Origin of the sequence: Ruegeria sp. ANG-R, assembly GCF_000813985.1 — a bacterium.
Classification (GTDB): Bacteria; Pseudomonadota; Alphaproteobacteria; order Rhodobacterales; family Rhodobacteraceae; genus Ruegeria.
In genome coordinates, this window is sequence record NZ_JWLJ01000004.1 from 119,476 (window position 1) to 139,597 (window position 20,122).

At 54.8% G+C, this 20,122-nt stretch carries 18 protein-coding genes; 12 read left to right on the forward strand and 6 right to left on the reverse strand.

Annotated features, from left to right (window positions below; all coding sequences use genetic code 11):
- Positions 1-4: 4 nt before the first annotated feature.
- From RA27_RS12460 to rfbC, 7 genes are all read left to right on the forward strand, one after another.
- Positions 5-1,537, forward strand: coding sequence for a tripartite tricarboxylate transporter permease (locus tag RA27_RS12460; RefSeq protein ID WP_039539297.1), 1,533 nt, complete (start codon positions 5-7; stop codon positions 1,535-1,537).
- 5 nt (positions 1,538-1,542) lie between these two features.
- Positions 1,543-3,027 carry an aldehyde dehydrogenase gene (locus RA27_RS12465; RefSeq protein ID WP_052265278.1) on the forward strand — a complete coding sequence of 495 codons (1,485 nt, stop codon included), beginning with the start codon at positions 1,543-1,545 and terminating at the stop codon, positions 3,025-3,027.
- Positions 3,028-3,042: 15 nt separating this feature from the next.
- Entirely contained in the window at positions 3,043-4,338 is a 1,296-nt protein-coding gene (locus tag RA27_RS12470) for an aminotransferase class III-fold pyridoxal phosphate-dependent enzyme (RefSeq protein WP_039539298.1), read from the forward strand.
- Positions 4,335-5,267, forward strand: a complete 933-nt coding sequence (locus RA27_RS12475) for a homoserine kinase (RefSeq protein WP_039539300.1) — start codon at positions 4,335-4,337, stop codon at positions 5,265-5,267. Before RA27_RS12470 ends, RA27_RS12475 begins: the two co-directional genes overlap by 4 nt.
- A gap of 22 nt (positions 5,268-5,289) precedes the next feature.
- Positions 5,290-6,528: a Tm-1-like ATP-binding domain-containing protein gene (locus tag RA27_RS12480; protein ID WP_039539302.1), complete on the forward strand. Its 1,239-nt coding sequence runs from the start codon at positions 5,290-5,292 to the stop codon at positions 6,526-6,528.
- A gap of 439 nt (positions 6,529-6,967) precedes the next feature.
- Complete coding sequence (locus tag RA27_RS12485; RefSeq protein WP_039539304.1) at positions 6,968-7,807, forward strand: 2OG-Fe(II) oxygenase; 840 nt, start codon at positions 6,968-6,970, stop codon at positions 7,805-7,807.
- A 25-nt stretch (positions 7,808-7,832) separates the two neighbouring features.
- Positions 7,833-8,378, forward strand: a complete 546-nt coding sequence (gene rfbC, locus RA27_RS12490; RefSeq protein ID WP_039539306.1) for a dTDP-4-dehydrorhamnose 3,5-epimerase — start codon at positions 7,833-7,835, stop codon at positions 8,376-8,378.
- Here rfbC and RA27_RS12495 read toward each other — a convergent pair.
- On the reverse strand, positions 8,375-9,475 hold the full coding sequence (locus tag RA27_RS12495) for an acyltransferase (RefSeq protein WP_039539308.1): 1,101 nt from the start codon (positions 9,473-9,475) through the stop codon (positions 8,375-8,377). The genes rfbC and RA27_RS12495 overlap by 4 nt on opposite strands.
- A gap of 342 nt (positions 9,476-9,817) precedes the next feature.
- Between RA27_RS12495 and RA27_RS12500 the strand changes: the two genes are divergently transcribed.
- The 4 genes from RA27_RS12500 to rfbA all read left to right on the forward strand — a co-directional run bounded on the left by RA27_RS12500 (position 9,818) and on the right by rfbA (position 13,143).
- A complete protein-coding gene (locus RA27_RS12500; RefSeq protein WP_039539310.1) occupies positions 9,818-10,306 on the forward strand; it encodes a serine acetyltransferase in 489 nt (162 codons plus the stop codon).
- Entirely contained in the window at positions 10,303-11,346 is a 1,044-nt protein-coding gene (gene rfbB / locus RA27_RS12505) for a dTDP-glucose 4,6-dehydratase (protein ID WP_039539312.1), read from the forward strand. Before RA27_RS12500 ends, rfbB begins: the two co-directional genes overlap by 4 nt.
- A complete protein-coding gene (gene rfbD / locus RA27_RS12510; protein ID WP_039539314.1) occupies positions 11,343-12,182 on the forward strand; it encodes a dTDP-4-dehydrorhamnose reductase in 840 nt (279 codons plus the stop codon). Before rfbB ends, rfbD begins: the two co-directional genes overlap by 4 nt.
- Before the next feature lie 76 nt (positions 12,183-12,258).
- Positions 12,259-13,143, forward strand: coding sequence for a glucose-1-phosphate thymidylyltransferase RfbA (gene rfbA, locus RA27_RS12515; protein ID WP_039539316.1), 885 nt, complete (start codon positions 12,259-12,261; stop codon positions 13,141-13,143).
- Positions 13,144-13,212: 69 nt separating this feature from the next.
- Here rfbA and RA27_RS12520 read toward each other — a convergent pair whose 3' ends face one another.
- From RA27_RS12520 to RA27_RS12540, 5 genes are all read right to left on the reverse strand, one after another.
- Complete coding sequence (locus RA27_RS12520) at positions 13,213-14,007, reverse strand: WecB/TagA/CpsF family glycosyltransferase (protein ID WP_052265279.1); 795 nt, start codon at positions 14,005-14,007, stop codon at positions 13,213-13,215.
- Positions 14,007-14,876, reverse strand: coding sequence for a hypothetical protein (locus tag RA27_RS12525; RefSeq protein ID WP_039539318.1), 870 nt, complete (start codon positions 14,874-14,876; stop codon positions 14,007-14,009). Before RA27_RS12525 ends, RA27_RS12520 begins: the two co-directional genes overlap by 1 nt.
- 11 nt (positions 14,877-14,887) lie before the next feature.
- Positions 14,888-15,979: a Gfo/Idh/MocA family oxidoreductase gene (locus RA27_RS12530; protein WP_206539993.1), complete on the reverse strand. Its 1,092-nt coding sequence runs from the start codon at positions 15,977-15,979 to the stop codon at positions 14,888-14,890.
- Between the two features lie 180 nt (positions 15,980-16,159).
- The gene (locus tag RA27_RS12535) at positions 16,160-17,233 is read right to left on the reverse strand and encodes a hypothetical protein (protein ID WP_039539321.1); all 1,074 of its coding nucleotides are present in this window, start codon (positions 17,231-17,233) and stop codon (positions 16,160-16,162) included.
- Between the two features lie 10 nt (positions 17,234-17,243).
- A complete protein-coding gene (locus RA27_RS12540) occupies positions 17,244-18,665 on the reverse strand; it encodes an MBOAT family O-acyltransferase (RefSeq protein WP_039539323.1) in 1,422 nt (473 codons plus the stop codon).
- A gap of 225 nt (positions 18,666-18,890) precedes the next feature.
- On the opposite strand from RA27_RS12540, the gene RA27_RS12545 reads away from it, so the two are divergent.
- Positions 18,891-19,838 carry a hypothetical protein gene (locus RA27_RS12545; RefSeq protein ID WP_082025118.1) on the forward strand — a complete coding sequence of 316 codons (948 nt, stop codon included), beginning with the start codon at positions 18,891-18,893 and terminating at the stop codon, positions 19,836-19,838.
- Positions 19,839-20,122: the final 284 nt, after the last annotated feature.

Consider the following 20,122-nt stretch of genomic DNA (forward strand, 5'->3'; position numbering starts at 1 on the left):
TGTCATGGAAACGCTTCTTTCCGGTGTTTCGATCCTGCTGCAATGGCAGGTCATCGTTGCCCTTCTGATTGGGTCAATCGGCGGCGTCATCATCGGTGCACTGCCCGGTGTGGGTGCTGCGGTTGCTATCGCCATCCTGTTGCCCGCCACATTTGCTTTCGAGCCCATTGTTGGCCTGACTTTGCTGTTGGGGATTTATGGATCATCCATGTATGGCGGGGCGATCCCGGCTATCCTGATCAACACGCCGGGTACCGCGGTCAATGCGCTAACCACCTATGATGGCTACCCCATGACAAAGCGCGGCCAAGGTCACAGGGCGTTGTCACTCGCCTATACGGCCTCATTTTTCGGAGGCGTATTTGCAATCATCTGCCTGATGGTGCTGTCGCCGGTTCTGGCTATGATCGCACCGCATTTCGGCAGCCGAGAGATTTTCCTGGCCGCGCTGTTAGGTATTGTTCTTGTCGTATTGGCGCATCGGGGGCAGATTTTCGCTGCCGGAATGCTGGCAGCGTTTGGCATGTTTCTGAATACGGTAGGGCTCGAACCCGTCAAATACACCCGCCGGTACACCTTCGATCAAAGCTGGCTGGCCTCGGGCATTGATCTGATCGTGGTGGTGCTGGGTCTGTTTGCGCTCAGCCAGGCCTTTCTTTTGCTTCTGGAAAAGAACCACGCTCCGAAGGATACCCATGTCAGCGGAAGTATCTTTGGCGGCTTAAAGGAGCTGCTGGGCCTGAAACGGGTCGCCACCGTATCCTCTAGCATTGGCGTTCTTATGGGTATGGTGCCGGGAACGGGCGAGTTCACCTCGCAGTTTCTGTCCTATACCTATGCCCAGAAAACGTCGAAAGACCCCGACAAGTTCGGGGATGGTTCACCCGAGGGCCTCGTGGCATCCGAGGCGGCAAACAATGCCGTTCCGGGCGCGGCGATGATCCCCCTGCTCGCTCTTGGCATCCCCGGCGAGGCCCTTACGGCGATGATGTTGTCGGTCTTCTATGTTCACAACGTGATCCCCGGCCCGCAGTTGTTCGAGAACCAGATGGATTTCGTCATGGCTCTGTACATGGCGCTGATCATTCTGAACGTGATCGTTCTGGTGTTCCTGCTGTTTTCGACAAATCTGCTTCTCAAGATCATCCAGATTCCAACGCGCTTCCTGGGTGTGATGATCCTGATTTTGGCTTTCGTCGGCGTCTACAGCCTGCGCAACTCGATTACCGACTGCGCCATAGCGGCCGGTTTCGGAGTATTTGGCCTGATCCTCAAGCGGCTTGATCTACCCATCGTGCCGATCATCCTTGGCATGGTGCTGGGCGGCATCATGGAAACCAAGCTGCGCAGCGCCATGGCGCGGGTCAAGACGCCACTGGATTTCATCGACCGGCCTATCGCAGCAATTCTGTTCGGCCTGATCGTGCTGATCCTGATCCTGCATTTCCGCACGCTGTACTTTGAGTTCAAGAACAAGCTCAGACCCGAGCCTCACGTGCCAGCCGTGGATTCCGACCACCCGAACCAACAAGGATAACTTACATGGATCAGTCTTCCATCGATGCCTTGCGCGCGCAGGAGATTGCCCCACGCGGCCACTTTATCAACGGCGCATTTCAGGCTGGGGAAACCGGTGCTCTGCACGAGGTGCAGTCGCCCATCAATGGCCAGCCTCTGACGCAAATCGCCGAGGGCAGCCCTGCGGATGTCGGCGCTGCCGTACGCTCTGCACGGACAGCCTTCGAAGATGGCCGATGGTCCCGCATGTCCCCTGCAGGACGTAAGAAGGTTCTGCTGAAGCTGGCCAATCTGATCGAATCCCGCGCGCTTGAAATCGCGGTGCTGGGTGTGCGCGACAATGGTACCGAGATCAACATGGCCTATAAGGCTGAGGCGCTCTCGGCTGCTGCCACCTTCCGGTACTATGCCGAAGCCATCGACAAGATTTACGGGCAGGTCGCTCCGACCAGCCATGATGTTCTGGGCCTGGTGCATCATGCGCCTGTCGGAGTGGTCGGAGCGATCGTCCCATGGAATTTCCCCCTGATGATTGGCAGTTGGAAAATCGCCCCTGCCCTTGCGGCGGGCAATTCCATCGTGCTGAAACCGGCGGAAAGTGCCTCGCTCAGCCTTCTGAAAATCGCCGAGCTGGCCGCCGAAGCCGGCATTCCCGACGGCGTGTTCAACGTGGTGACCGGGCGTGGCTCGGTCGTGGGCGAAGCGCTGGCCCTGTCCATGGATGTAGACATCATGGTGTTCACCGGATCGGGTGCGACGGGTCGGCGTCTGCTGGAGTATTCCGCGCGATCCAACCTTAAGCGCTGCTATCTGGAACTGGGCGGCAAGTCTCCGAATATCGTTTTTGCTGATGCCCCCGACCTTGCCGAAGCCGCCAAGGTCTCGGCGGCGGGGATTTACCGCAATTCAGGGCAGGTCTGCGTCGCGGGTTCCCGCCTGCTGGTGCAACAGGACATCTATGAGGATTTCGTAGCAGAGATCACACGCCATGCCGAAAGCTTCCGGGTCGGCGATCCGCTGGACCTGAACAGCCAGATTGGCGCAGTGCACAGCCTGCCCGAACTCGACGCCAATCTGGATTTCGTCAAAAAGGCCGAAGCCGAAGGCGCCGAACGTCGCACCGGCGGTGAACGTATACTGACGGAAACCGGCGGCTACTACATGTCACCCACCGTAATGGCCGGGGTTAAAGAAACAGATAACCTGTTCCAGAACGAGGTCTTCGGTCCGGTTCTGGCCGTAACCCCTTTCAAGGACGAGGCTGAGGCGGTCCGACTGGCCAACGCCACCGTCTATGGGCTGGCAGGAGGCGTCTGGACCTCAAACCTCAGCCGGGCGCATCGCATGGTGGCCGAGGTGAGGACCGGGGTCATGCATGTCAACACCTATGGCGGCGCGGATCTGACAGTACCGCTGGGCGGTGTACGCCAGTCCGGGAACGGGCATGACAAATCTTTGCACGCGCTCGAGAAATATTTCGATCTGAAAACCGCTTGGATAAAGCTCTGATCAGGGGATGGCCGCATGACGCTTCCTTCAAAATCCGTCGAACTTATGGAACGCAGGACCAGGCTGCTGGGGCCCAATGTCTCGACGTTCTACGACGAACCGGTGCATTTCGTGAAAGGCGAAGGTGTCTGGTTGTGGGATGCCCAGGGGCGCAAATATCTGGATTGCTACAATAACGTTCCCCATGTCGGTCATTGCAATCCGCGCGTGGTCGACGCGATCCATCGACAGGCGTCAACTTTGAATACTCACACGCGGTATCTGCACGACGGCATTCTGGACTATGTCGAGAAGCTGACCGGAACCATGGATGCGTCACTGGATACGGCCATTCTGACCTGTACCGGGTCCGAGGCAAACGACATCGCGCTGCGCATGGCCGAAGGGATGACCGGCAAACGGGGCATCATCGCCACTGACGCGACGTATCACGGCAACACCGCACTTGTCAGCCAGTTGAGCAAGTCGAATGTGCCGACCGTCGGATTTGGACTGGACCAATATTTCCGGTTTGTGGAGGCCCCCGACAGCTATCGCAATCCTGATCCGGATGGGGCGAAGTTTGCCGAAGCCGTCGCGGAACGGATCGCCGAGCATGAAAAGGCCGGAACAGGCTTTGCCGCCCTGATCGTCTGTCCCTATTTCCTGAACGAAGGCTTCCCCGATCATCCCGACGGCTGGCTGAAACCTGTAGCCGAGGTTGTGCGCAAGGCTGGTGGCCTTCTGATCTGTGACGAGGTCCAGTCGGGATTTGGTCGCACCGGCACACATATGTGGGCGCATCAGAAGATGGGCGTCGTGCCGGATATCATGACCATGGGCAAACCTATGGCGAACGGCCATCCCGTAGGCGGCGTGGCAACGCGGCATGAAATTCTTGCGACCTTCCGCAAGGGGTACCGTTACTTCAACACCTTCGGTGGCAACCCTGTATCATGCGCCGCGGCGATGGCTGTGTTGCGGGAAATCGAAGACAGGGATTTAGTCACACATGCGAAAACCGTTGGGGATCATGCCCGATCCCGGTTGGATATGCTAAAGCAGAAATATGATTTCATCGGAGACGTGCGCGGATCGGGTCTCATTTTCGGGGCCGAAATGGTTCTGGATCGCGACAGCAAAGAGCCAGCCAGCGAATTCACCGATCGGGTCATCAACGCGATGCGCCATCGTGGTATCATTCACTCCAAACTGGGGCGCCACAAAAACACTCTCAAGATCCGTCCACCTATGCCGTTCTCGGTCGAAAACGCTGATCTCCTGTTCGATACGCTGGACGACGTGCTGGCGACTACACCGCTGACCACATGAAGCAGATCGTAGAACAGGCTCTGGAACTTTGGGGGTTGGACGATGCCGCATGGTCGCTCGCGGCGGCTCGGGAGAACCACGTCTACCGGATTGAAACGCAAGCGGCCACGTACGCGCTGCGCCTGCATCGCGAGGGGCTCCGTACCGATGCAGAGCTTCGGTCAGAACTGCAATGGATGGCCGCAGTCAGAGAAAATGGTGTCCGCGTTCCTACGCCAGTGCCAACCACAAAGGGCCTTTACCTGCAGGTGATGGGCGGCATTCAGGTCGACATGCTCAACTGGTTGCCGGGTCACCCGCTGGGAGCGACGGGATCTGGTATCGACCACAAAGACCGTCTGGGGATCTTTCATACGATTGGCCGAGAAATGGCGCGGTTGCACAGGATCAGCGATGACTGGGTGCCTCCCGATGGCTTTTCACGCTGGTCGTGGGACCGGCCCGGCTTACTGGGGGATACGCCCCTTTGGGATCGCTTTTGGGAAAACCCGACCCTCAAGGCTGAGGATCGTAAATTGTTTCTCGCGTTCCGGGAGGTTGCGGATGGTGATCTGCGACAGCTGGAAAGCGGACTGGATTACGGGCTGATCCATGCCGATCTTGTCCGCGAAAATGTCATGGTTGATGAGGACCGGGTGTGGCTGATCGATTTCGATGATGCCGGATTTGGGTTCCGTCTGTTTGACATAGCAACAACGCTGCTCAAAAATCTGCGCGAACCGGATTACGATCTGCTTCACGACGCGCTGCTGGCCGGATACCGATCCGAACGGCAAATCTGCACCGACCATCTTGAGTTGTTTATGGCCCTGCGTGCCGCGACATATGTCGGCTGGATTTCATCCCGTCTGCACGAAGATGGATCTGACCTGCGCAACACAAGGTTCGTCGACACCGCCCGAGATTTATTGACCCGATACCTCGAATAGCTCGCCTGAATGGGAGGAACCAATGACCACAAAGACAATCCTGCTGATTGGCACTTACGATACCAAGGAACCTGAGATGCGGTTCATCGAAGAGGCGATCAAGGCGCAGGGTGCAGATGTGCTGACGATGGATGTTTCTGTGTTGGGCGACCCCTCCGAACCAACCGACATCTCAAAGCACGACGTTGCCGACGCGGGTGGAATGACCATCAACGAAGTTATCGCCCAGGGCGATGAAAACAAAGCCTTTCGCGTGATGTCAGCCGGTGCGGCGAAAGCCGTCGCGCAGGCATATGCCGAGGGACGTTTTGACGGGATGCAGGCAACCGGTGGCACCATGGGTACCGACCTTGCTCTGGACTGTGCGCAGTCTCTGCCTATGGGGGTGCCGAAATACATCGTGTCCACCGTCAGCTTCTCTCCGCTGATCCCACCGCACCGGTTGGCTCCGGATATTCAGATGATCCTCTGGGCCGGCGGATTGTACGGTATGAACTCGATTTGTCGGTCCTCGCTGCTGCAAGCGGCCGGGGCTGTTGTCGGGGCCGCAAAGGCTGCCGTTGCACCGGATCGCAGCAAACCGCTGATCGGAATGACCAGCCTTGGATCTTCCTGTCTTCGCTATATGAAAACCCTCAAACCGGCGCTGGAAGAGCGTGGTTTCGAAGTTGCCGTGTTTCATTCAACAGGTATGGGCGGCATGGCATTTGAGAAACTGGCGGGTGAAGGCGCGTTTGCCTGCGTCATGGATTTTTGCATGCAGGAGTTCGGCAACCTGATGGCGGGTTCCGTGGTCTCCAGCGGTGTAGACCGCGTTACCAATGCCGGACGGGTGGGCACACCGCAGCTGGTCGCCCCGGGTGCGCTGGATCTTCTTGATTTTGCCGGCTGGCAGGACATCCCCGACCGATATGCTGACCGGCCATTTCATGAGCATAACCGCTTGATAAAAAGCTCGGTCTTCAATGGCGATGAGCGCCGCGCCTGGATACGAGAACTTGCCAACCGGCTGGAGGCCGCGACTGGCCCCGTTCACTTCTTCCTTCCGGTTCGCGGGATCGAAGCCTGGGACAAAGAAGGGGAAGAGGCGCACAATCCCGAAGCGCTCGCTGATATGGTAGATGAGGTTCGCAAAGTCATGCCAGGTCGGGTTCCGACAACCGAGATGGACGCTCATATCAACGATGCGGAATTTTGCGAACGAGTTCTGGCCCAGTTCGATAAATGGGTCACGGAGGGTGTTGTCGCTAAATCGAGCTAGCCTGCAGCGCCGACTTGTTATGAGATAGACTTGGGCTGGACGCATCCACGGTGAGATCTGGTGTCAGGCCCATTCTGGCACGCACCATATACCTGCCGCAAAGTCGTTGATCACCCGCCCATTGAACAGAGTTAAATCGGGCTCTGCGGTCCGAATTCTATGAGGGTCAACTCCCCTAACCCCGGAATTGAGCCTGCAACCTAATTGCGAAATCCATCTTCCACCTCTAAGCAGCCCGGCTCATCGGGCTGAATCACAGCCAATAAGATAAACACAATTATTAAAACTAGTAGACCGCGCTCCGTCATCATGGAACTATGTCTATCGTTAGCGTTTGTATCGATTTCGTCGGCCAGCAAGGATACCATTCGATACAGTGGGTATGACATTGAAAACTGGCGATTCGACGTCAAAAATTGTAGTAGTGAGAACACCAGATATGTCCGAGAGTGCGTTTCCCATAAATTCCGAATCTCTTACCATTCCGACCGCGACCGCGAAGGAAATCGGCGCCCGCTACGCTGATGACTACCAATCAGGCAAGCCATACCATCATATTTGCATCGACAATTTTCTGCCAATGGACGTGATCGAGAAAGTGCGTGCAGATATCGCCTCGCTACCGGAAGCTGACCTTGCGTTCGACAATGCCGAGGAAAAGCTCAAGTCGCAATATAACCCCGACCGGCTGCCCAGTTACTCGAGACACCTGTTCCAAGCCTTCAATTCGCGGCCCTTCCTGCTGTTTCTGGAGGAGATGACCGGGATCAAGAAACTTATTCCCGACCCCTACTTCATGGGTGCTGGGATTCACAAGACACTCAATGGTGGACACCTCAACATCCATGCCGATTTCAACCTTCACTCGCATATGAATGTGGAGCGGCGGCTCAATGTTCTGATCTACCTTAATCCGCCCTGGAAAGAAGAATGGGGCGGTTCTTTTGAGATTTGGGACAACGACATGACCCGGAAGGTGGCGGGTTTTACGCCCACAGAAAACCGTATGGTGTGTTTCTCCACCGGATCGAACACATTTCATGGCAACCCAGAGCCGGTTAACCACCCCGAGGGCCTGCCACGACAGTCGATCGCTCTTTATTACTACACGGCGACCTGGGACGATACGCGAGTTTCACACGGCACAATCTTCAAACCGCGCCCTGGCTCCAACGACGCTTCGGATAAGCGAGATCGGCGGCGGCGGCTTTTGCATGATGTTCTCCCACCGGTTCTGCATCGTCGCATCGCTCCGCGCCTAAGACGCCTAGGTTTCTGATCCACCATATGTGATGCAAAAAAATATGAGAGTTGATGAAACTAACCTTGCGGGTATCGTGATTCTGACACCCCGCCGGTTCGGCGACGAGCGAGGGTTCTTCTCAGAAAGCTGGAATCGCCAGCGTATGATAGACGCTGGGCTCGATATCGATTGGGTGCAGGATAATCACTCCCTGTCTGCCGCTCCTGGCACAATTCGCGGCCTGCATTATCAGGCGCCTCCATATGCGCAATCCAAGCTGGTTCGCTGTGGGCGAGGTGGCCTCCTTGACGTGGTCGTGGATATCCGCAAAGGCTCAGAAACCTACGGGCACTGGCTGGGTGTCGAGTTGAGCTTCGAGAACGGTCGACAACTCTTGGTGCCCGACGGCTTTCTGCATGGCTTCGTCACTCTACAACCCAATACCGAAGTCATTTACAAGTGCTCTTGCTACTATTCTCCGGAAGCCGAAGGTGCAGTGCGATGGGACAGTTGCGGTATCGACTGGAACTTGGGCGACACAACTCCGATCCTTTCGGAAAAAGACGCTGCTGCGCCTTCGTTTTCGGAGTTCGAGAGTCCTTTTTAGTCTGATTTCCCTGCTAGCTTGGAACGCATCCAGGAGCCAACAGGCTTTTCAATCAGACGATGAGCTGCAAGCGCAAGACCAATGCTGAGAAATACATATACAGGCATAAGCCAAGCGCTGTCTGCGAATGCGCGACTACCGTTCAAGAAAAGGTCTGCTGCTAGTAGCAAAGTAATCTGTAAGGGGACATGTACTAGATAAACGGAATAGCTGATATCCCCTAACACGCGCAGGTGCCCCCCAATCGACGGCAGCATCAGATCACACGCTGCCAGAAAAAGAATCAAAGAAACACTGATGAGAATAGCCCGCACGACGTCGTTCAGCGCATCCCAAGAAATTATCACCGTGCCGCAGGCTGCAGCACAAAGCCCGAGCAAGTACACTACTTTCCAGTCCAGCCGCGCGCAAAGACCATAAAGAACTGTTCCAGCAAAGAAGTATCCTGCACACGTGAAGATAGCGAGGCGAACAATCGGCAAGCCCGGTCCGATCGCACCCATTGAAAAACCAACAATACTGCACATCAACGGAACAAGCACTGGAAGCCGTCGGATGCCTGTGAGCGCAATAAAAAAGAACGCGTATGCCGCCAGTTCCATTGAGACCGACCAGATCGGTCCATTGAAGCTCAAACCACGGCTTTGAGTGGTGAGGTTGGTAGCCATGAAAAGGTTAAGTAAGAAATGACGCAGATCGTTGTTGCCATAGACCTGCCAGTGACCCAGGGTAAAAAGGGACGCAAGTTGAAGGGTTGCAACATAAAAAAGGGTGATGGCATGCAGGGGATACAGCCGCGCGACACGCGCAGTAACGAATTCGCGTAGCGTAGCTTTTCGCGGAAGGTAGACATGAGCAAAGACAAATCCCGAAATTATCCAAAACAGCTCCACTGCCCAGTAACCGTGATCGAAGAAGATCTGCAGTATGTTTGCGAAGGGAAAGTCTTTAGTATCCGGTAGTGATGATCGATCAGCGTGATCTGCAAGATAGAAGTGGTGATAGTGGAAAATAACAATAATCAGCGCGGCAGCACCCCGCATCCCATCAATCCACTGAAAATAAGCAGGGACGGGTGACCCGGAAACTTTCGCCATGAAATCGTATCCTTATACGCGCACCAAAAAATCTTCTTCCAGCGTTAGCTCACTAACACCGTATTGCAAGTTCTTCACGGTAGCCATGTTGCGCCGTAAGATCTTTTGTGGCTCTATCCAGTTGGTTTGAGGTAAATTCCAGAGATCTCAGGCAAAACAGGAAGGCGGAAAGTATGAGTCTTTTGGCGATCCAACTGCGTGGAGATGTGGCCAGGGCACCCGCTTTCCAATCCGATGCTGCGCCTATTACAGTGAGCCAGTTATTTAACAGTAGATTAGCAGAACGACGCGAGGGAATTGTGAAAGCCGATAAGATCAACTGTTTCTTACGGGCGCGTGATAATGACCATCTCTGCAACTGAACCGGATTGGGCACGGGAAAAGCATCGCTGGGCATGGGACCCATCCCGCAGGCTTCTGGGTGCAATTCGTGCTTATCAGAAAGGCGGTGCTATACGGCGGCGTGTCGCCATCCTACGCTACCGCCTCTGGTCGACCATCACTGGCGCCGATATTCCGCTCAATACCCGGATCGGGGGCGGATTGTTATTGCCACATCCAAATGGCGTGGTGATTCACCCGAGTACGGAGATCGGGGTAAATTGCACTATTTTTCAGCAGGTCACATTGGGGGTAAACCGCAATCAGAAAGGTGCCCCAAGAATTGAGGGGCATGTGGATATCGGCCCGGGTGCGCGCATCATTGGGCCGGTGAAAATAGGAAAGCACGCCGTGATTGGTGCGAATGCAGTTGTGCTGAGCGATGTGCCTGCTGGGTCAACTGCAGTTGGTGTGCCTGCACGCATTATAAAGCACAAGGACCCATCATGAGACTTCTTGTTACGGGTGGAGCAGGCTTTATCGGATCGGCGGTGGTGCGACTGGCTGTGGCACGAGGTTATGAAGTGATCAATCTTGATGCTTTGACCTATGCCGCCTGTCTCAGCAACGTCGCAGAGGTCAAAGACAATCCGCTTTACACCTTCATAGAGGCCGACATACGCGATCATGTTGCGTTGGATCGCGCCTTTGCAAATCACGCGCCTGACGCGATTATGCATCTGGCTGCAGAAAGCCATGTGGACCGCTCCATTGACGGCCCCGGTACATTCATTGAAACCAATATCACTGGGACCTACACCCTGCTGGAGGCCACGCGAAGATACTGGGAAGAAACTGGGAGACCGGAGACCTTCCGCTTTCATCACATTTCGACCGATGAAGTCTTTGGCTCTCTTGGACCCACCGGACAGTTCACTGAAAAAAGCCCCTATGATCCACGCAGCCCCTACTCGGCCTCTAAGGCCGCATCTGATCACTTGGTTCGCGCATGGCACGAAACATTTGGCTTTCCTGTATTGCTGACTAATTGCTCTAACAACTACGGTCCATACCACTTTCCCGAAAAGCTGATCCCGGTAGTCATTCTGAATGCACTGGCAGGTAAATCCCTGCCGATCTATGGCGATGGGCTCAACATACGTGACTGGCTTTATGTCGAGGATCATGCCGACGCCCTGCTACTGGTTCTTGAGAAAGGCAAGTTGGGCAGGTCATACAATATCGGCGGTGAAAACGAGCGTTCCAACCTTGAACTGGTAAAGACACTCTGTTCTATCCTCGATGAATTGCGTCCTAAGGCACAAGGCTCGTACGCCGATCAGATCACCTTTGTCGCCGACCGCCCTGGCCACGATGCGCGCTACGCGATCGATCCGACCCGTATTCGCGAGGAGCTGGGCTGGCGGCCATCAGTCACGGTCGAAGAAGGGCTGCGCCTTACTGCTCAGTGGTATTTGGATAACGAACCTTGGTGGCGTGCGTTACAAGATCGCCAAGGTGTGGGCGAAAGGCTGGGAGACCAGTCATGACAGTTCTGGTTTTTGGGAAAACCGGTCAGGTCGCACAGGCCCTCGCCGCGCAAGCACGTGATGCGGTTTTCCTCGGCCGCGATACCGCTGATTTGTCGGATGCGACCTCCTGTTCGGCCGCAATCAAAAAATACTCACCTCAGGCAGTGATCAATGCCGCAGCTTACACCGCGGTGGATCGCGCTGAACAAGAAGAAAGACTGGCGACGGCGATTAACGGAGAAGCACCGGGCGCCATGGCTGCAACCTGCGTCGAGCTGGGCATACCATTCGTGCATATCTCTTCCGATTATGTCTTCAACGGGATTGGCGATACTCCGTTCTCACCTGAAGCGTCGACCGCGCCTCTTGGAGCCTATGGTCGGTCCAAATTGGCTGGTGAAACTGCTGTCAAAGCCGCAGGTGGTACTTATGCAATATTGCGGACGTCCTGGGTTTTTTCTGCTAGTGGCAGCAACTTTTTGAAGACCATGCTCCGGCTGTCCGAAACTCGTGACAGCCTAACCGTGGTTGCCGACCAAGTGGGCGGGCCAACACCTGCCAGTGCCATCGCCAAAACCTGCCTTGTGCTTGCGCATAGGCTGACGCCGGATAAATCTGGTATCTATCATTACTCCGGTGCTCCAGACACCAGTTGGGCTGGGTTTGCGCGCTTCATTTTTTCCAGCGCAGGTCGGGATATCGACATCCTCGACGTTTCTACTGCCGATTACCCTACCGCAGCAGAACGCCCCCTCAACTCGCGCCTGGATTGCTCGGATTTAGAGAAACAATTCGGCATTTCACGCCCTGATTGGAAGACTGCAGCAGCACAGATTGTGGATGTTCTGACCTAGGAACAACGACACAGTTTCTACCCGGGTCGGCTCACGTTACGATCCGATGGGACAACTTGTTTGAAAGGTGGATTGCATGAGCACGCGCAAAGGCATCATATTAGCCGGCGGATCAGGCACGCGGCTTTACCCAATTACGATGGGAGTATCCAAGCAACTTCTTCCTGTCTTTGACAAACCAATGATTCACTACCCGCTGAGTGTCCTGATGCTGGCGGATATTCGTGAGATCGCGGTGATTACAACGCCCGAAGACCAGTCGCAATTTCAGCGGCTGATGGGAGATGGCAGCCAATGGGGGGTTTCGTTCACGTGGATTGTTCAACCCTCACCGGATGGGTTGGCACAAGCATACCTTCTGGCAGAGGATTTCCTAGCTGGTGCCCCGTCGGCAATGGTGCTGGGTGACAACATTTTTTTTGGCCATGGCCTGCCAGAAATTCTGGCAAGCGCCAATGCAAAAGAGACCGGTGGCACGGTTTTTGGCTATCAGGTAACCGACCCGGAACGCTATGGGGTAGTTAGCTTTGATGCGGCCGGACGCGCGGTGGATATCATTGAAAAGCCCGAAAAACCGGCATCAGATTATGCTGTGACCGGTCTGTATTTCCTTGATGGCAGTGCACCGGAGCGCGCGCGGGGTGTACAGCCCTCAGCACGGGGCGAGCTGGAAATCACGTCGTTGCTGGAAACATACCTCAGGGATGAGACCCTTGCGGTCGAGCGAATGGGACGTGGTTATGCCTGGCTCGATACCGGGACGCATGGTTCGTTGTTGGACGCGGGGAATTTCGTGCGCACCCTTCAAGACAGGCAGGGGCTGCAGATTTCGGCACCCGAGGAAATCGCCTTTCGGCAAGGCTGGATCAATCGCGATAACTTGTTGGAGCACGCCCAGATCTTCGGGAAGTCCCGCTATGGTGATTTTCTGAAAAAACTTGCTGGAGAAGAACAGGGTTGAAAAACGAGCATACGTTGCGCTTCGCAAAAGCGGGCCCTGCCGATGACTGGCAAAACGTCACTAATGCGATCAGCGGAAAGGATCGCGGTAGATACCCAGCATCTGTTTAAGTATCGCCCAGAGGAAGGGTGGCTCGTGGATGATGTAGCGGTGAAAGCGTGCGCGCGGCTCCTTCGCCAATCGATAAAGCCACTCAAATCCCCAACTGGTTATCCAGGTCGGAGGTCTTTCAAAGGTACCGGATTCATAGTCGATGGTTCCACCAAGCGGTAACCACAGCTTAATGCCAGGCATTCGGTCGCGGTATTTTAGAATGAATTTTTCTTGCCGCGCACCGGCCAGACCCACAAGGCAGACGGTGGCGCCGCTGTCATTGATCGCCGCGATCATGCGTTCAATCTCTTCGGGATTTTTGTCGAAATCGAAGGCAGGACTGTCGGCCCCCACGATCATATTGCGACCGACCTTGGCATTGATATTCTCGGCGGCCTTTTCGGCGACGCCCGGTTTGCCACCGCACAAAAACACGGTCACGGAAGGATCGTCGGCGTAACGAGTGTAGAACTTCGGAAAGTAATCACTCCCCGACACCCTCTCCTGAACTGGTTTTCTCAGCCAGTGTGTGGCGAAATACATAATCTGGCTGTCGCAGGTGATCACGTCGAACTCAGGTAGCAGATCATAGAATTCCCGGTCCTGCTGCAGCTTCATTATCATGTCGACATGCAAAGTTAGCATAACGCCTTCGCGGAAGTGTTCGACGATATCGTCCATCGCTACATCATGCACCCAGGCATTAAGCATGGGCACACGTTTCATTTCACCCAGACCCGGCAGAGCGTCCACGTTGCTTCCATCCGCCATCACACAGGCCCCCCCATGTATTTGTCGACAAGCGCCTTGGTACCATTGATATTTCCTGCGGACGAAGCCCCGAAAACGATGGCTTCTACGCCCGGTAATTCGGAAATCCAGTGGATAGCCTCGTCCGCAGGAATGGCTCCACTTGCATAGACTGACATTGCCACAGCCCGTACACGGCCTGATTGAAGCGCCTCAAGATATGAGTCAAAGCCACCCGACATCCGAAAGCCGATCTTGTTGATGTTCGAACAGATAATAGGCCTTTCGATGCCTCCTCTTTCCAGCGCCTCCAGCAACATCGGCATATTCATGGTTATATAGGCAGGCTCCGCCCCATATTTTTCACGAATGTGATCATCAAAAATACGAAATGCGCGGGTAAAGCCCATGCCAAGCAGAAGGTCGGTAAAGACATTCTGGATGAAGACCACAGGTGCTTTTGTGCCCGCAAACATCTTCATTTCCATGTCGATGAGTACTTTTGCGATGCCTTCAACTTCTTTGGTAGCGAGGGCCGTTGCTCCGGTGAGCGCTGTGGCCAGCAGCCCGCCCGATGGCATGAATTCCCGCAGCGCACCTACCATCCCGTGCTCGGTGACCGCATTGGCGTATTTATGTGCGTAGGGCATGCAAGGGTAGAACTGAAAATCCGCGTACCGCGCCGGCTCTGCTTTGACCCGGTCGGCCACTTCGGCAATGCGATCATGCGTTGTGCACATGAAGGTGTGAATCCCCGCATCATAGGCGGTATCGAGCACCTGCATAACCGCATCGGTGCGCTGAAAGCGCATGGCTTGGGCGCGGGCCTTTTCTTCAGACATGTGATTGATGCCAAAGAACTGGTTGTCGCCAAACAGAAGCTTATCCATCTCTGTCTCCTTCAGCGTCCAAACCAGCTGCGTTTTTTTGCCGCCTGAGGGGCGGCAGCGCGGGCTTCGCCTACCGGTTGTCCAGTTTCGGCGTTATCGATAATCATACGCATAGTCTTGTCGGTCTCAGTAGCACTGGCAAAGCCATTTTGCGTCGCAGCTGTCTTGCCATCGCGCACCGCCAAGATAAACTCGTCAAGCTGAGCAGAATACTCCTCACCTCGCAAATAGAACCAACGGTCTTCGGTCAACTCTGTAGTGTACTTCACTGTCCAACCCGGACCATAGCCCTCAAGCCCCTCAACCGGCTTGCGCAGAAACGCCTGACATTCCTGCCGGTCGGCAAAAAGCCTGCCGTTTGTACCGATGAGGTTAATCTTGGCGGACATTTTGCGGTGACTCTCGTCCGACCAATTCACGGACAGTTGTGCCGTCGGCCCGTCATTCCAACGAAGCGTAGAGAACACCTCGTCATCTGTACTTTCAGAAAAGACTTGGCCCAGATGCGAACCGATTACCTGATCCGGTGTGCCAAAGAACCAGTTCAGGAGGTTGAGTGGGTGTGCAGCATAGTCGTAGAGGCACCCTCCCCCTTCGGATTTATCGGTGCGCCAAGTGGTCCGTTTGGGGCGCAGAACCACAGGCCCATAGGCTTCGGCCAGCACATGGGTGATCCGCCCAATTGCACCGGCTGCGATCAGGCGCTGCATTTCGGCAAAGGCACCCACATAGCGATAGTGATAACCCACCTGTGCCACCAATCCTTTTTCGGCGGCTAGCGCTGTCAGCCGTTCGCTGTCAACCCAATCAAGGCAGAAGGGTTTCTCGCAAAACACGTGAAGCCCCTTGTTCAGAGCTGCTTCAACCATTGGAGCATGTAGGCGCGAAGGGGTGGCGATTATAACTGCATCAAGCACAGTTTGCGCCAGCATCTCGTCGTAGTCTTTGTAAATGGGTGCGGAGATGTTCTTGCTAAGCACATCCACCATGAAGCCAGCCCCATCGCAGGCGATGGCTTCCACGTCAGGATGAGCATTAACCATTGCAAAGTGGCTGAGACCCATCTTTCCCAACCCCACGACGGCGATTTTTAACTTACTCAAAACTGTTAAACCCTTATCAAAATCCCGTATCAAATATAGGCGCTTGCGGGGCTCGGAACCCTAGCATTGTATTTGCCACACAAGATGCAAGCTTAATAGCGCAGAAATATGGCAGAACGCCTTTATTGTGCGCAAAATCGAAACAACAAATTATAACCGCGACTGACTGCGCCCTTTCGACTATGGAATCAGATCTAGGAACCGATCAGCAAACAGATCGTCCACACGAGGTCTGTAATGTCCGTCGGGGAGGAAACCCGACGCATCCCGGGGGTCGAAGTGCTCGGCGGTTGCCAGATAGGCAATGTTTTCGGCCTCCAACACCGGGCGTGTAATTGCGAGTATGTCGGCGTCTCGGGGATCACGTGACTGAATTAACATAACGATGGGTATCTGGTCCTCTTCACGTGCAGTCCTCGCGAACTCAGACACCATTCGGCGCAATACCGTGTCATATGGATAATGTGTTCCCGCGAGAATTTCGGCCTCTGTCTTTGCTACATGTGAAGTGCCGACTGATCGGCGCACGAGGCGCAGGAACGGCGAAGCGTCGAGTGCCCGGCCACCGAAAGTAGAGTACGCGTGAAATAGATCTTCGGACGCGAGTTGATCCCGCCATGCGGCCTGCAGCGTGGGATTGTCTGAGAGCGCGCGTTGCGCGTCGGCGCTATTGATGAGCGGCTCGACCCGGCGGAGCCCCTCACCCTCTGGCCAATAAACCGGGTAAGTGAAGGGTGCAGGCTGTTCAAAGACCCAGGTTCTGTTGCTCAGCGCCGCCATGGCAGGCACCGAAGAAGATAAGATGCCTAAAACCACAATGTCGCCCGGGCGTCTGTTTTGCCGATCATCTTGGAAAAGCGCATAAGTAAAATTAGGAGGTGCACCGGGGCCGGCATGGGAATCAGAGATCAGCCCGGGACGTTTTTCCACTGCCCGTTTGATGATGTTGTTCACAAAGGACATGCCGTAGCTGCGTATGGTCGGGGAATTATCTGCGGACCCGTCAGCGAACTTCGACACTGATTCATCAAGGATCGCTGAGCGCCAGGATACATCAAACAGATTACCACGCAGCGTCGGGTTATCCTGCCAGCGGGCCAGTTTACCGGGAACAGACCGACCATACTCGAAAAACGCGACAAGAGAGCCCAAGCGTCCGGAGGCCTCGGCATGGCGCAGAACCGCATGTACACTTAGGTCAATCAGCGCCAGAAACACCAAGGTAAGACCAATTATAAGCGCTGTTTTCTTCACCGTTAAACCCTCAGAACTGAAAATAGATGAAGGCGGATGTTTGGGTCGTGGCCCCAAATGCAAGCAGATATATCATTCCGGCATACAGTCCCGCTCGGATGATCGGATGCCAACTTGCATAGAATTTAACATTACCCGAAAGCTCAATGCACAAATCCCAGATCAGCAGAAACCCCAAGCCTACAAGCGCCGGAAAAGGTGGCTCTGGAATTGTCAAACCCGGTGGGCCATAGAAGATGCGTCTTGTGAAGTCCACGATCTGCCCGAATGACGAGGCTCGAAACAACAACCAGCCATAGCTGACGACCTGAAAGAAAAGCACGATTGCTACTATTCGTAGAACCCAACCCAAAGCGCTGCGCCGCGCACCTTCACCCACGCGCCTGTGGGGCCCTACAAAGGCACGATGGAACGCGAGCAATCCGCCCTGATACAACCCCCAAGCTACGAAGTTCCAAGCCGCTCCGTGCCAGAGGCCGCCCAGTGTCATGGTGGCCATCAGATTGCGATAGGTCTTCCAGTGCCCGCCACGATTTCCACCCAAACTGATGTAGAGATAATCGCGCAGCCAAGTTGAAAGAGATATGTGCCATCGCCTCCAGAATTCCTGAGGGTCGGCAGCAAAGTAAGGTTGTGCGAAATTCCGCATCAAACGGAACCCCAGCATCTTGGCAACCCCGCGCGCAATATCCGTATAGCCCGAGAAGTCACAATATATCTGTATCGCAAACAGCCAGGTCGCAAAAATGACATCCAGCCTTGTCGGACCCGGGCTGGCATAGATGGCATCTACCGACGGCGCGAGACCGTCCGCTATGACGACTTTCTTGATAAGTCCGATCAAACACAGCACCACACCGCGCCCGGCGCTTTCCCAACTTAAAACACGCGGCGCTGTAATATTGGGCAGCAGGTTTCTGGCGCGTTCGATAGGCCCCGCAACCAGTTGCGGGAAGAACGCTACAAACAGGGCAAAATCCAGAAAATCGCGAACCGGCTTTAGCTCACGCCTGTAGATGTCGATCGTGTAACTTAGGGTTTGGAAAGTATAAAACGAAATACCGACCGGCAGAATGATCGACAGCGTGAAAGGATCAGCCACATAGCCAAAACCCGCAAGCATGTTCTGAAAACTATTGACGAAGAAACCCAGATACTTAAAGACCGCCAACATACCAAGATTGACCGCAAGTGACACGAACAAGAGCCAACGACGTCGGGTCTCTTGCACTGTGCTGTGCATCCTGAGACCGATCAGGTAGTCAACAACGGTGCTGAGCATGATCAGGCTAAGAAAACGCCAGTCCCACGCGCCATAAAACACGTAGCTGGCCACCAGAAGCATCCGGTTCTGCACCCTATGCGGCAATATTACATATGCTAAAGAGACGACCGCGAAGAAGGCCCAGAATTTCGGTTCTGTAAAAAGCATCTACTACGCCCTATACTAAAATTAGTTTGCTCAAAACATTTAATCTGTGCTTGAGTACATGCTCGATCCCGCCAGTCTGCAGAGCTTACGGTGTTAAAGTTCAGGTTAATAATGATTTTGACAAGTTCTGGCGGCTACGTGAGTTTTCTAAGCCCACCGACAAACAATAGGGCTTATGCTTACGCAAGCCTACATGTCATTCCAAGTACTTAACGGTTTCAAAACATGTTGCATCGTCTCAAACGCAAATCCACCGCATTGCTCCTTACACTGGTCTCGGCCTGCGGACTGTCTGCCCGCTGTGGCTTACCCGATCCGATAGCCCGAGAAGATTTCGATGCACTTTATGCAACACCACTCTCCCCGCCTGAGTCACCGTTAAAAGTCTATCATCTCGGGCATTCGCTTGTAGGCAAGGACATGCCAGCAATGGTCGCGCAACTGGCCGGCGCCGGACACAGCTATAACAGTCAGCTAGGCTGGGGCGCCAACCTGCGCGAACACTGGGAACCCGATGTCCCGGTCAGCGGCTTCGATCAGGAAAACACCCATCGAGAATTTCGTGATCCTCACGAAGCCTTGGCTTCCGGGGAATACGATGCTGTCATATTGACAGAGGCACTACCTATTCGCAGCGCGATCAAATATCAGGACCCGCAGAACTATTTGCACAAATGGGCAACCGCCGCCTGGGCTGGCGACCCTGATACACGGGTGTACTTTTACGAGAGTTGGCATGAGCTTGATGTTGAAGAAGGCTGGATCGTACGACTGGATCAAGATCTGGAACGCTATTGGGAGGGTGAGATCCTGCGACGGGCTCTCGCCCATGACGACATCAGTCAACCCATATATGTGATCCCGGTAGGCCAAGTTATGGCCGCGTTTGCCCGCCGCGTCAAAGAAAACAACGTTATCGGACCCATTCACAGTCATCAGGATTTGTTTTCCGACAAAATTCACTTTAACGACTATGGGGCGTATCTTGTCGCTTTGACACATTACGCGGTTCTATATGGCCGCTCTCCCGAAGGGTTACCGTATACCCTAAGGAGGGCCGACGGCACGGCCGCAGCCTCACCAGGACCGGAAGCGGCGCTTGCGATGCAGCAAACCGTCTGGGACGTTGTTAAGGCGTATCCACCGAGTGGTGTCACAGACGCCAACCCCTGAGCTTCTCGATCCTGTCACAGCGCGGGTCTTGGCGGAGACCCAGAGATTCGAACAGCAGCGCTCGTGAGTTCTTGATGAACGCGCCGGTTTAATATGAAACCGCGACAAGTCGCCTTTTGGGCTTCGACTGATCCGCGCGGATATACAGTTGGGGAAACTGCCGGTGCCGCATAGGCGCACGCGTATCTTTCAGAGAAACGCTGCTTCTTTGCTGGCAGGGCGCGAGGTGTAAAGCTCAGCCCTGTTCGGGTCATCCAGTCCATTCTGCGCCGCATCGATCCCGA